Genomic DNA, 12451 nt, shown 5'->3' with positions numbered 1-12451 from the left:
CTTCAGCTAGCTCCCGGCTCCAGCGCAGACTGGTGTGCAAGGGTCACCGCCTGTGAAGGTGTCGACAAGGCGCAGAGCGCTGATGACCAACGGAGCCCTGAGCGTGCTCCTGCTGGGCGGGGTCGCGTTCGCGTACGCCCAGCTCGGCACGGGCGAGGTGGCGAGTGAGACGGTCACTCGCACGGTGACCGCCGGGCGCGGCACCGTGACCGCCTCGGTGTCCGCCTCGGGGGCGGTGGAGAGCTCCAAGAGCAGAGCGCTCGCGTTCGGCACGAGCGGCACGGTCGAGCGCATCTACGTCAAGGCCGGTGACAAGGTTCGCAAGGACGACATCCTGGCCAGGCTCGACGACGCGGCGGCGCAGGAGAGCCTGTCGGCCGCCCGCGCCACATACAACAGCGCCGTCGACGACGGGACCTCGACCGCCCAGCTCTACGCCGCCTACATCAAGGCGCGCAACGCCTACCGCGAGGCTCAGCGGACGGCCGCGGCGACGGTGCTGCGAGCGCCGTTCGGCGGCACGGTCACGGCCGTCAATGGCACCGTCGGCGGTTCCTCCAACGGGTCCGGCACGTCCACCACTCAGAGCACCGGCCAAAGCACCGGCCAGAGCGGGCAGGGCGGCAGCCAGTCGGGCAGCGGATCGGGATCCGGGTTCATCGATCTGGCCGACACCGGCAAACTCCAGCTGGTCGGTACCTTCACCGAGTCGGACGTCAGCAAGCTCAAGGTCGGCCAGGCGGCCACTGTCACGTTCGACGCGCTGCCGGGCGTCACGGCCACCGGCAAGGTCACCCAGATCGAGCCGGTCGCCGCCACCAGCAACAACGTCGTGCAGTATCCGGTGACGATCTCCTTCACCAAGGTTCCCAAACAGGTGCGACTCGGGCAGACCACCACCGTGGAGGTGGTGACCGGCGAGGCGGAGAACGTCATCTCCGTACCTTCCACCGCGATCTCCACCAGCGGCGGACAGAACACGGTCACCCTGCTCAAGAACGGCCAGCAGATCAGAACCCCGGTAGAGGTGGGCGTACAGGGCGCCTCGCTGACCGAGATCAAGTCCGGCGTCTCCGAAGGCGACCAGATCGTCCCGCCGGCCACCACGACCACGGGCACCGGCAACAACCAGCGGCAGGGCGGCTTCGGCGGCGGCTTCCCCGGTGGCGGCGGCGTGCCGGGAGGCGGGCGATGACCGCTCCCGTCCTGCGCGTGCAGAACCTGGTCAAGGAGTACGGCGAGGGCGACGCCAGGGTACGGGCGCTGCGCGGGGTGAACCTCGACGTCGAGCAGGGAGACTACGTCGCCATCATGGGCGCCTCCGGCTCCGGCAAGTCGACGCTGATGAACATCCTCGGCTGCCTGGACGTGCCCACCACCGGCCGCTATCTGATCGACGGCGCCGACGTCGGGCAGCTCGACGAACACCAGCTGGCCAAGCTGCGCAACCGCCGGGTCGGCTTCGTCTTCCAGTCCTTCAACCTGATCCCGCGCATGAGCGCGCTGGCCAACGTCGAGCTGCCGCTGGTCTACGGCGGCATCGGCCAGGCCGAGCGGCGCAGGCGCGCGCTGGCCGCGCTGGAGCAGGTCGGCCTGTCGGACCGCGTCCACCACGAGCCCAACCAGCTGTCCGGCGGCCAGCAGCAACGCGTGGCCGTGGCCAGGGCGCTCATCACCGCCCCCGCCCTGCTGCTGGCCGACGAGCCCACCGGCAACCTCGACACCGCCTCCACGCAGGACGTACTGGAGATCATGGACAGGCTCAGCGACTCGGGCCGCACCATCGTGCTCATCACGCACGAGAACGACGTGGCCGCGCACGCCAAGCGGGTGATCAGGCTGGTGGACGGCGAGATCGTGGAAGACGTCCGGCAGGGCCCCATCGACGGGCCACCGCCGCGGATGGCGGAGGTCGCTCGATGAACCAGTTCGAGGTCCTGCGCTTCGCCCTGCGCGGGCTGCTGGCCAACAAGATGCGCAGCTCGCTGACCACGCTCGGCATCCTCATCGGCGTCGCCGCGGTCATCATGCTGGTCGCCGTCGGCGAGGGCTCCTCGCAGAGCATCCAGAAGAACATTCAGCGGCTCGGCGCCAACACGCTGACGATCTCCCAGTCCTTCGCGGGCGGTGGCGGTGGTGGCGGCGGCTTCGGGCGGGCCGGCGGTGGCGGACCCGGCGGCGGGCAGCAGAACACCGGCCCGCGTACCCAGGCCAGGCCGCTCACCCTCGCCGACGCCAAGGCCCTGACCGACAAGACGGTGGCCCCGTCGGTCAAGTCGGTCTCGCCGGTCGTGACCGCCTCCTCGGCCGCCACCACCTACGGGGCGGCCAGCCACTCGATCGCCCAGCTCGTCGGCACCTACCCGAGCTACTTCGAGGCCACGAACAAGCCGGTGACCAAGGGCACGTACTTCTTCAACGACGACGTCCTGGCCGCCAGGAAGGTCGTTGTGCTCGGGCAGACCGTGGTCGAGGAGCTGTTCGGCACGCTCGACCCGATCGGCAAGCAGGTGACGGTCTCCGGGGTGCCGTTCACGGTGGTCGGCGTGCTGAAGGAGACCGGGTCGACGGGCGGTCAGGACGCCGACGACGTGGCCATCGCGCCGCTGCCGGCCGTACAGCAGAGCCTGACCGGGTTCGGCTCGCTCAACTCGATCGTCGTGCAGGCCGGCGGCTCGACGGCGACGGAGTCGGCGCAGTCGGAGGTCACGGCCATCCTCAACCAGCGGCACGGCATCACCGGCACCGCCTCGGCCGACTTCCGGATCCTCAACCAGGCCACCCTGCAGGAGACCGTCAGCGCGGCGACCGGCACGTTCACCGTGCTGCTCGGCGCGGTCGCGGCGATCTCGCTGCTGGTCGGCGGCATCGGCATCACCAACATCATGCTGGTGACCGTCACGGAGCGGACCAGGGAGATCGGCATCCGCAAAGCCATCGGCGCGCCCAGGAGCGCGATCCTGGGCCAGTTCCTGATGGAGGCCACGCTGCTCAGCCTGGTCGGCGGGCTCTCCGGGGTGCTGGTGGCCTTCCTGGGCACCCGCTTCACCGTCGCGGGCATCCAGCCGGTGCTCGTACCGTCGTCGGTCGCGCTCGCGCTGGGCGTCTCCGTCGGCATCGGATTGTTCTTCGGCAGCTATCCCGCCAACAGGGCGGCCAAGTTGAGGCCGATCCAGGCCCTGCGCCATGAGTGACGGACCCCCGAAGGAGACAGAAATGGCCAAACTCGACGGCTCGCCGTATCCGGACGATCTGGACAGCGAGCTGGCCGTCCAGTCGCGCAAGCCGATGTCGAAGGTGACGCTCGGACTGATCGCGGGCGTGGTGCTGGTGGCCGGGGTGGTGATCGGCATCCAGGCGCAGAAGGCGCTGGGCGCCCCCGACACGACCGCCGCCATGCAGCCGGGCGGCCGGCAGCTGCCCGGCGGGTACGGCCAGCAGGGCAGACAGCCCGGCGGGTACGGCCAGCAGGGCAGGCAGCCGGGCGGGTACGGTCAGAGGATGGGCGGCGCGGGCGGCGGCACCGTGGGCACGGTCGAGAAGGTCGAGGGCGGCAAGATCTACGTCAAGACCATGGACGGCTCCACGGTCACGGTCACCACCACCGACGCGACCACGGTCCAGGTGACCAAGCCGGGCAAGCTGGCCGACCTGCGGACCGGCACCAACGTCGTGGTCCGCGGCGAGAAGGGCGGGGACGGCTCGGTGGCCGCCACCTCGATCAGCCAGGGGGGAGTCGGCAGATGACCGAGCCGGAGGCCAGGCTGCTGGTGGTGGACGACGAGCCCAACATCAGGGAGCTGTTCTCCGCCAGCCTGCGGATGGCCGGGTTCGAGGTGCTGACGGCGGCCGACGGCAAGGAGGCCCTGCGGGTGGCCGAGCAGAGCACGCCCGACCTGGTCATGCTGGACGTCATGCTGCCCGACCTGGACGGCCTGGCGGTCGCGGGCAGGCTGCGGTCCCGCGGCCGCCGGGTCCCGGTGCTGTTCGTGACGGCCAAGGACACGCCGGAGGACCGGCTCGCCGGGCTGGGGCTCGGCGAGGACTACGTGACCAAGCCGTTCAGCCTGGAGGAGGTCATCGCCCGCATCCGCGCGGTGCTGCGCCGTACCCGGCGGGGCGCGCCGCCGCCGAACCGGCTGCGCATCGCCGACCTGGAGTTGGACGAGGAGACGCACGAGGTGTGGCGCGACGGCGTCCAGGTGCGGCTGTCGCCCACCGAATACCGGCTGCTGCTCTACTTCATGCTCAACGCGGGCCGGGTGCTGTCCAAGACGCAGATCCTCGACCACGTCTGGAACGGCGACTGGCGCACCGACGTGGGGCTCGTCGAGTCGTACGTCTCCTATCTGCGCCGCAAGATCGACACCGGCGAGCGGAGATACCTGCACACCCTGCGTGGCGTCGGCTACATCCTGCGCCCGCCCAAGGATTGACCGCGGCTTCCCGAATGGCTTCCCGAATGGCAGGACTGAGGAGGTATCTCGCGCGGACGCCGCTGTGGCTGCGGCTCGTCTCGGCGACCTTGCTGATGGTCACGCTGGCCATCACGCTGACCGGGCTGTTCGCCGTACGGCTGCTGCGCGGCTATCTCGTCGAGCGCGTCGACCAGCAGTTGCGTGCCGCCAGCGTGCCGTGGCGGGGCGCGCCGCCGCCTCCTGAGCCGCAGCCGGGCCCACGCCCGCAGCGTTTCTTCGGCCTGTTCCACTCGGTGCTCGTGGACTCCACCGGCGTCAAGATCCGGACCATGACCGAGTCGACCGAGACGCACATCCCCAAGCTGCCCAGGCTCACCAGCACCGACGTCGCGCTCATGGCCGGGCAGCCGTTCACCGTCGAGTCGCAGGACCCGCAGGGACCCTCCTGGCGGGCCGTGGCCATGCCGGGCCGCGACGGCGACAGCAGGATCATCGCGATCAGCCTGGGCGACCTGGACGACACGGTCTCCCAGCTGCTGCTCATCGTGGCGGGCGGCGGCGGCGGGACCCTCGTGGTGCTCGGTTTCGCCTGTTACTGGCTCGTACGGCGGAGCCTGCGCCCTTTGGGGGAGATCGAGCGGACCGCCCGCCACATCGCGGACGGCGACCTGTCCCGCCGCGTACCACTCTGGTCGGCCACCACCGAGGTCGGCAAGCTCGGCCGGGCCCTGAACGGCATGCTCGCCCGCATCGAGGTGGCCGTGCGCGAGCGCGAGGCGGCGGCCGAATCGGCCCGCGAGTCGGCCCGGTCGGCCCAGCGCTCGGAGGAGCTGACCCGCAGGTTCATGGCCGACGCCTCGCACGAGCTGCGTACCCCGCTCACCTCGATCAGGGGGTTCGCCGAGCTGTTCCGGCTCGGGGCGGACAAGGACCTGGCGGAGGCGACCCGGCTGCTGAGCCGGATCGAGGGGCAGGCCGCGCGGATGGGCCTGCTGGTCGAGGACATGCTGCTGCTGGCCAGGCTCGACCAGCGCCGCGAGCTCGGCGAACAGCCCGTCGACGTGCTCAGCCTCGCCGCCACCGCGGTGATCGACGCCCAGACGCTCGCGCCGGACCGGAAGATCGAGCTGGTCATGCTGTACGGGAGCGAGGGGCCGGTGTTCGTGACCGGTGACGAACCGCGGCTCGGGCAGGTGCTGGGCAACCTGGTGGGCAACGCGCTCAGCCACACGCCGCCGGGCACGGCCTTCACCGTCGGGGTCGGCGCGCGTGACGGGCAGGCCGTCGTCGAGGTGGCCGACGAGGGGCCCGGGTTCTCACCGGAGGTGGCCGAGCGGGTGTTCGAGCGGTTCTACCGGGCCGATCCGGCGCGCAGCTCCGGCGGTGCCGGGCTGGGGCTGTCGATCGCGGCCACGCTCGTGGAGGCGCACGGGGGCAGCGTGTCCGCGTCGAGCGAGCCGGGCAAGGGCGCCACCTTCCGCGTCACGCTTCCGCTCGCCCCGTCGTCCCAGGCCACCCGTCCTCAGCGTCAGCCGAGCGGGCAGGCCACGTCTCAACCGCACGGGCTTTAGCCCACTTTTCAGTCGATTCGCTCGAAGGGTTCCTTGCTTTCTTCGTCCGGCGCGACCGTGAAGACGACCTTCTCCAACTTTCCGGTGAACGCGAATTCGCCGTCATAGTTGGGTGAGGAGGGGGACAGGGTGTCCCGGCCGATGTCGAGGCCCTGCCATCCCAGGAAGTGCGGGAGGACCCGCGCAATGGCCTCGGTGCCGACCGGCTTTCCTGACACGTACAGATGTCCGACGCCCCGCATGTCACCGGTCTTGACGAATTCGAAGGTCAGCTCCGCCGGGCCGATCGGGAGGTCTTCCGCCGAGGTCACCGCGTACCGGGTGCCGAGGAAGTTGTACTCGTAGACCAGCCGGTTGTCCTTGACATACAGGACGTATCCGCTGCTGATGTTGCCCAGGGACACCAGGACACCCTCGTCTGCCGCGGTGGTCCGGTCGACGAACGCGGTGATGCGGTGCCCGCGGTTCATCACTGGCGGCACCGCGGCGCCGGGCAGATGAGCCATGCCGGGGTAGTAGGTGAAGGTGGTGCGCATGCGTGGAGAGCCGGGGCGCGGAATCTTCGCCCGGTAGGCGAATCCGTGATCGTCCAGCGGCAGCACATCGTATTTCCCGGCTTCCGCCCAGAAGCGGGAGACCATCTTCTCCAGTTGCTCGGGCCGCGCCTGCGCCAGGTCGTTGCATTCCGAGAAGTCGGTGTCGTGGTGGTAGAGCTCCCATCGGTCCGCGTCGAAGGGCGTTCCGCGTTGGTGGAAGGCGACGGCTTTCCAGCCGTCGTGCCAGACCGCGCGATGCCCGAACATTTCGAAGTACTGGGCTTCCTTGCGCGTCGGCTCGGTCGGCGAGTCGAAGGTATAGGCCATGCTGACACCGTGTATCGGCAGTTGCGGGATGCCGTTGTAGACCGCGGGAGCCCGCAGACCGAGCAGTTCGAAAAGGGTCGGGACGATGTCGGTGACATGGTGGAACTGCTGCCTGATCTCGTCGGTGCGCGGCAGCCCCCGAGGCCACCGCACGATGAGCGGGCAGCGGACGCCACCTTCGTGGGTGTTCTGCTTGTAGCGCTTGAACGGCGTGTTGCCCGCCTGCGCCCAGCCCCAGGGGTAGTTGGAGTGAGCTCGTGTGGTGCCGATCTCATCGATCCGCGCGACCATCTCCTCGAGGTCCTCGGGGACGCCGTTCTGAAATGCCGTCGGGTTGAGCGAACCCTTCTGACCGCCTTCCTGGCTGGCCCCGTTGTCCGAGAGCAGGATGGTGATGGTGTTCTCCATCCGGCCCATCCGCTCCAGGAACTCCATCAGCCGGCCGATGTGGTGGTCGGTATGGTCGACCATCGCCGCGTAGGCCTCCTGAAGGCGTACGGACAGCTTCTTCTCGTCGTCCGACAGTTCGTCGAAGGGAACGACCCCGGGGTTGCGCGGCGCCAATTCGGTGCCGGGCGGCAGGATGCCCCGTTCGATCTGGCGGGCGTGCCGGGTGGCGCGCTCTGCGTCCCAGCCGTGGTCGAACCGGCCCCGGTACTTCTCCAGGTATTCCCGGGGAGCCTGGTGCGGGGCGTGCGCCGCGCCGAAACCCAGGTAGAGGAAGAAGGGCTTGTCCGGAGTGACCGAAGTCTGGTCGGTGATGAATTCGATGGCCCGGTCGACCAGGTCCTCACTGAGGTGATAGCCCTCTTCCGGGCTCTTCGGCGGAGCCACGGCGTGGTTGTCGTAGAACAGTTCCGGATAGAAGCTGTCCGTCTCCGCTTCCAGAAATCCGTAGTAGCGCTCGAACCCGCGAGACAGCGGCCACTGGGTGTACGGCCCGGACGCGGTGGTCTGTTCCATCGGCGCCAGGTGCCACTTGCCCACGGCCATGGTGTTGAAGCCGCTGTCGCGCAGCACCTCGGACAGCGTCGCGGCGGCCCTGGTGATCCGTCCGCGACCGCTGGGGAAGCCGGTGTCGAAGTTGGACAGCATGCGCATACCGACGGAGTGGTGGTTCCGGCCGGTCAGCAGGGCGGCCCGGGTCGGCGAACACAGCGTGGTGGTGTGGAAGTTCGTGTAGCGAAGGCCGCCGGCGGCCAGGGCGTCCATGGCCGGGGTGTCGATGTCAGAGCCGAAGCAGCCGAGGTCGGAGAAGCCGACGTCGTCGAGCACGATTATCACGACATTGGGTGTGTCCTCGGGAAGTGCCTGCGGTTCGGGCCACCACGGAGTCGACTCCTCGTAGGTCATGCCGATCTTGCCGTGGAAGGTACCGCTCGCGGCCGGCGGATGCGGAGAGGCGTTGGTCATCCAGGACGCTCCTTTGCGTGAACATGTGACCGCAGCGGGGTCCGCACTCATCACATCTGCTGAGCGGCGCGGCGATCGGACAGGTGGGATTCGAAGGCTTGGCGCGGTCGGCAGCCCCTGGAGGTTCCGAGGAAGGTTCAGGGCTCTTCGTCCACGAGCGCGAGCAGCAGCCCTTGCTCGTTCTCGGTGACGTAGCCGGCGTAGTAGTCGTAGAGATTGCGCCGCGAGATGCGTGCCGCCGCCAAGCCGTCCCGTTCCCTGATCGCCTCCAGCACCTCCTGGTGGTGGTGGAGCGACTCCCGCATGAGCGCCGTGCTGTTGAGCGCGTGGGCGACCTTGTCCGAGATCAGCGAGAGGACAGCGTCCCGGACCACCTGGTTGCAGACCTCGATGAGGGAGTTGCGGCCGGCCCGGGCCACCGCCTCATGGAATGCGACGTCCGCCTTGCTGAACTCCTCGTACCCTGCCTCGATCGCGTCCGACATGACGGCAATCGTCCGTTCCATGGAGGACAGCTCCTCCTCGGACCGCAGCCGAGCCGCCAGCAAGCTCGCCGACCCGTCGAGGATCATGCGGAACGAGATCAATTCGGCCATCGACATGTTGTCGAACTGGACGAGCCGGGTCATCTCCTTGGTCAGACCGGCCGACGAGAACGGCAGGATCTCTGGGCCGTTCGGGTCACCCGGACGCGAGCGGACGAGCCCGTTGCTCTCCAGCACGCGCAAGGCCTCTCGCACTGTGGGGCGGCTCGCCCCGAACTGCGTCACCAGCTCTCGTTCGCTCGGCAGCCGTTGACCGGGCTTCAGGTCACCTCGAGCGATCGCTTGCTCGATCTGCTCGACGATGCGCTGGTAGAGCCGTACCGGCGAAACCTGCCGGAACTGTGCCCCGTCACTCATGGCTTCTTCCCCTCGAGCGTGGTCCATGTCGTCTTCTCCCCGGTGGGCGCCCCGGGGACGCTGTCCGGCCAGCGCGGGACCGCATCGGCAGGTCGGTTCCGTTCGTACCACGCCGCCGCCCTCAAGACGCCGAGATCGTTGAAGCGACGGCCCGCGATCTGCACCCCGATGGGCCGACGGTCCGCCGTAAAGCCGCAGTTGACGGTCGCCGCGGGTTGCCCCGACATGTTGTACGGCGCGGTGAAGCCGATGTGGGACATGGTCTTCCCGTCCCCCATGAACGGCATTGGCTGCTCAGCGGGAAACGCCGCCACCGGAGCGACCGGTGAGAGCACGAGGTCGTAGGGAAGCGTCGCCGCCACGGTCCGCGCCTGGATGCGCATGATCTGCTGGTAGCACTGGAGTAGCCTTGTGCCCGATATGTCCGCACCCCCCTGGCACCATTGGATGACGTAGGGGTGGACGCGCAGCCCGGCCTCGGGCGCCAGTTCCCGGAAGTCGTTCCAGGACCGCACCCGCCAGAACAGATCCAGGTCGTCGAGGAGATCTTGGCTCATGAACGGCTCGACCGGCTCCACGACGGCTCCCGCCGCCTCGAAGACCGCGGCGGCGCGGTTCACCGCAGCGAGGATCTCGGCGTCGCATGGCTCCCCGCAACCGGCGTCCAGGTGCACGCCCACCCGCAGCCCGCGTACATCGCCGTCCAGCGCCGACCAGTCGATGTCCTGCGGTGGCAGGCTTGACCAGTCCCGGGGATCCGGCCTGCTCAGGACACGCATGAACAGGGCCGCGTCCGACACGGTGCGCGTCATGGGGCCGGCGGTGCGCCCCAGGTACGGGGTGTCCAGCGGGATCCTCCCGTAGCTGGGCTTGAGCGTGGCGAGGCCCAGCCAGGTGCCCGGCAGCCGGATCGAACCCCCGATGTCGGTGCCGACGTGGAGCGGGCCGTATCCTCCGGCGGCCGCGGCCCCCGCACCGGAACTGGAACCGCCCGTGGTCCAGGCGGCGTTCCAGGGGCTGCGCGCAATGCCGTGCCGGCTGGAGACCCCCGAGGAGAGCATGCCCCAGTCCGGCATCACGGACGACCCGAGTATCACCCCACCGGATTCGACGACCCGCGCGGTGATGGGCGCGTCCACCTCGGGGATGACCGGCTCGACCCCCGCGTTGCCCGAGGGCATGGGGACGCCCCTGCGGGCGATGTTCTCCTTCAGCGTCACAGGCACGCCGTCGATCGGCCCGAGCGGTTCCCCCGCCGCCCATCGGGCCTGGCTGGCCAGGGCCGCCTTGCGGGACTCGGCTGGATCCCGCACCCAGAACGCGTTGAGCACGCTCTCACGCGCCTCGATCACCGACTGGACGGCGTCGTGGACTTCGACCGGCGACAAGGTGCGGTCAGCGAATCCGGCCACCATCTCGACGGCCGACATGGCGGCCAGACCGTGTTCCGTGAGCACCCGCTCTCCTTCGGTCGCGATGCGTGGGGCATTGGAACCCTTGACAAGTGCAGCTTCAGTCGCCACGGTACCTGCAAGTGAGCTTACTGGTCAGGCCAGTCATGCGGAAGGTGGCGTCTATGACGAGGGACACCAAGGTCGTGCGGCTCGCCCTCATACCGGGCGACGGAATCGGCCCTGAGGTCGTCGCGGCGACCGTGCCCGCGCTCCAGAGCGCGCTGGAGGTTGACGGCCACCGGCTCGACGTGACCTCGTTCGACCTCCTGAACACGATGGAAAGCCAGGGGTGGAACCTATGAAACCCAACAAGCAGCGGACGCGGCACCTCGGGACGGTCGCGGCCGCGGTCGCATCGCTGCTGCTGACAGCCTGCTCGGCCGGGTCCACGACAGCGGGAAACAGCACCGGCGGCCCTGCGGGCGACACCCTGAAGATCGGCCTCGTCGCCGAGCCGGCCAACCTCGACTTCACCAAAACCGAAGGTGCGGCCATTCCGCAGGCACTGCTGTACAACGTCTACGAGAACCTGGTGAAGGCGGACCAGTCCGGGAAGATAGAGCCCGATCTGGCCACGTCGTGGACCCTGTCCAAGGACCGCAAGACATACACGTTCCAGTTGGTGAAGGACGCCAAGTTCAGCAATGGCGCGCCGTTCACGGCCGAGGACGCCAAGTTCTCCATCGAACGCGTCACGTCCGGCTGGACGATAGCGCTGAAGTCCCGGATGGACGTCGTCGACACGGTGCAGGCGGTGTCGCCCACCGAACTGAAGGTCACCCTGAAAGAGCCGAGCAACAACTGGCTGTACTGGATGACCACCCGCGTAGGCGCGATGTTCAGCCGGACCGGCGTGAGCAAGCTGGCCACCGAGCCGGTGGGCACCGGCCCATACGCGCTGAAGTCGTGGACCCGCGGCGACTCGATCACGCTGGCCCGCAATGATGGCTACTGGGGGCCCAAACCGCACTTCGCGTCGGTCACCCTCAAGTACTTCAAGGACCCGACGGCCATGCACAACGCGCTGCTCACGGGCACCATCAACGTGATCGGCACGATGCAGCCCCCGGATGCTCTGGACCGGTTCCAGAACAACCCGAAGTACCAGATCATCGAAGGCTCGACCAACGGCGAGGTGGTCCTCTCCTTCAACAACGGCTCGGGCCCGCTGAAGAATCTGAAGGCCCGCCAGGCAGTCCGCTACGCCATCGACCACAAAGCCCTGGTGGACACCTGCTGGGCAGGCCGCGGCAAGCTCATCGGCAGCATGGTCCCGCCGACCGACCCGTGGTACGAGGACCTCGCGAACGAGTATCCGTACGACATCGGCAAGGCCAAGAAGCTCCTCGAGGAGTCCGGCGAAGCCGGCACCACGCTGCGGCTGCGGCTTCCGACGCTGCCTTACGCCACCGCGTGCGGCACCGTGGTCAAGAGCCAGCTCGAACAGGCCGGGTTCAAGGTCGAGCTCGACCAGCTGGAGTTTCCCGCCGCCTGGCTGACCACCGTGTTCAAGAACGCCGACTATGACATGTCCATCATCTCCCATGTGGAGCCCCGCGACATCTATACGGTGTTCGGGAACAAGACCTACTACACCCGCTACGACAACCCTGAATTCCGCGCGTTGCTGAAGAAGGCGGACGAGGGCACTCAGGAGCAGGAGATCGCCCATATGCGGGAGGCCGCCCGGCTGCTGTCCAAGGACGCCGCGGCCGACTGGCTGTTCCTGCTGCCGAACCTGATGGTGGCGGACAAGGACATCACCGGCCTGCCCGTGAACTCCGTCTCCGAGTCACTGGATCTCACCGGTCTGGGCCGCTCGTGAAAGGC

General features: G+C 68.6%; 11 protein-coding genes. 8 read left to right on the top strand and 3 right to left on the bottom strand.

Annotated features, from left to right (window positions below):
• Positions 1–82: 82 nt before the first annotated feature.
• From AB0B64_RS51560 to AB0B64_RS51535, 6 genes are read left to right on the top strand one after another with little or no spacing between them, the layout of a single operon-like run.
• Positions 83–1195: a biotin/lipoyl-binding protein gene (locus AB0B64_RS51560; protein WP_358197624.1), complete on the top strand. Its 1113-nt coding sequence runs from the start codon at positions 83–85 to the stop codon at positions 1193–1195.
• Positions 1192–1923: an ABC transporter ATP-binding protein gene (locus tag AB0B64_RS51555; protein ID WP_357946184.1), complete on the top strand. Its 732-nt coding sequence runs from the start codon at positions 1192–1194 to the stop codon at positions 1921–1923. The genes AB0B64_RS51560 and AB0B64_RS51555 overlap by 4 nt, the downstream gene beginning before the upstream one ends.
• Positions 1920–3194: an ABC transporter permease gene (locus tag AB0B64_RS51550; protein ID WP_358197610.1), complete on the top strand. Its 1275-nt coding sequence runs from the start codon at positions 1920–1922 to the stop codon at positions 3192–3194. Before AB0B64_RS51555 ends, AB0B64_RS51550 begins: the two co-directional genes overlap by 4 nt.
• Positions 3195–3216: 22 nt before the next feature.
• Complete coding sequence (locus tag AB0B64_RS51545; RefSeq protein WP_357946190.1) at positions 3217–3747, top strand: hypothetical protein; 531 nt, start codon at positions 3217–3219, stop codon at positions 3745–3747.
• Entirely contained in the window at positions 3744–4436 is a 693-nt protein-coding gene (locus tag AB0B64_RS51540) for a response regulator transcription factor (protein ID WP_225291483.1), read from the top strand. The genes AB0B64_RS51545 and AB0B64_RS51540 overlap by 4 nt, the downstream gene beginning before the upstream one ends.
• Positions 4437–4462: 26 nt before the next feature.
• Positions 4463–5989 (top strand): HAMP domain-containing sensor histidine kinase, encoded by a 1527-nt coding sequence (locus AB0B64_RS51535; protein ID WP_358197595.1) that lies wholly within the window; start codon positions 4463–4465, stop codon positions 5987–5989.
• Between the two features lie 8 nt (positions 5990–5997).
• Here the strand turns inward: AB0B64_RS51535 and AB0B64_RS51530 are convergent, their stop codons facing one another.
• The 3 genes from AB0B64_RS51530 to AB0B64_RS51520 all read right to left on the bottom strand — a co-directional run bounded on the left by AB0B64_RS51530 (position 5998) and on the right by AB0B64_RS51520 (position 10624).
• Positions 5998–8265 (bottom strand): arylsulfatase, encoded by a 2268-nt coding sequence (locus tag AB0B64_RS51530; protein WP_358197584.1) that lies wholly within the window; start codon positions 8263–8265, stop codon positions 5998–6000.
• Positions 8266–8402: 137 nt separating this feature from the next.
• Positions 8403–9167: a FadR/GntR family transcriptional regulator gene (locus AB0B64_RS51525; protein WP_358197577.1), complete on the bottom strand. Its 765-nt coding sequence runs from the start codon at positions 9165–9167 to the stop codon at positions 8403–8405.
• Positions 9164–10624, bottom strand: a complete 1461-nt coding sequence (locus tag AB0B64_RS51520) for an amidase (RefSeq protein ID WP_358197569.1) — start codon at positions 10622–10624, stop codon at positions 9164–9166. The genes AB0B64_RS51525 and AB0B64_RS51520 overlap by 4 nt, the downstream gene beginning before the upstream one ends.
• Positions 10625–10743: 119 nt before the next feature.
• Between AB0B64_RS51520 and AB0B64_RS51515 the strand changes: the two genes are divergently transcribed.
• A complete protein-coding gene (locus AB0B64_RS51515) occupies positions 10744–10923 on the top strand; it encodes a hypothetical protein (RefSeq protein ID WP_357946204.1) in 180 nt (59 codons plus the stop codon).
• Positions 10920–12446, top strand: a complete 1527-nt coding sequence (locus AB0B64_RS51510; protein ID WP_358197558.1) for an ABC transporter substrate-binding protein — start codon at positions 10920–10922, stop codon at positions 12444–12446. The genes AB0B64_RS51515 and AB0B64_RS51510 overlap by 4 nt, the downstream gene beginning before the upstream one ends.
• Positions 12447–12451 lie beyond the last annotated feature (5 nt).

The sequence above is a fragment of the Nonomuraea sp. NPDC049129 genome (assembly GCF_040648495.1).
GTDB lineage: Bacteria > Actinomycetota > Actinomycetes > Streptosporangiales > Streptosporangiaceae > Nonomuraea.
The sequence above is the reverse complement of the archived record's forward strand: the minus strand, read 5'-3'. Positions and strand labels throughout refer to the sequence as shown.

Coding starts and splice junctions, on each gene's coding strand:
- AB0B64_RS51560 (WP_358197624.1), top strand. CDS start 83: ATGACCAACGGAGCCCTGAGCGTGCTCCTGCTGGGCGGGGTCGCGTTC.
- AB0B64_RS51555 (WP_357946184.1), top strand. CDS start 1,192: ATGACCGCTCCCGTCCTGCGCGTGCAGAACCTGGTCAAGGAGTACGGC.
- AB0B64_RS51550 (WP_358197610.1), top strand. CDS start 1,920: ATGAACCAGTTCGAGGTCCTGCGCTTCGCCCTGCGCGGGCTGCTGGCC.
- AB0B64_RS51545 (WP_357946190.1), top strand. CDS start 3,217: ATGGCCAAACTCGACGGCTCGCCGTATCCGGACGATCTGGACAGCGAG.
- AB0B64_RS51540 (WP_225291483.1), top strand. CDS start 3,744: ATGACCGAGCCGGAGGCCAGGCTGCTGGTGGTGGACGACGAGCCCAAC.
- AB0B64_RS51535 (WP_358197595.1), top strand. CDS start 4,463: ATGGCAGGACTGAGGAGGTATCTCGCGCGGACGCCGCTGTGGCTGCGG.
- AB0B64_RS51530 (WP_358197584.1), bottom strand. CDS start 8,265: ATGACCAACGCCTCTCCGCATCCGCCGGCCGCGAGCGGTACCTTCCAC.
- AB0B64_RS51525 (WP_358197577.1), bottom strand. CDS start 9,167: ATGAGTGACGGGGCACAGTTCCGGCAGGTTTCGCCGGTACGGCTCTAC.
- AB0B64_RS51515 (WP_357946204.1), top strand. CDS start 10,744: ATGACGAGGGACACCAAGGTCGTGCGGCTCGCCCTCATACCGGGCGAC.
- AB0B64_RS51510 (WP_358197558.1), top strand. CDS start 10,920: ATGAAACCCAACAAGCAGCGGACGCGGCACCTCGGGACGGTCGCGGCC.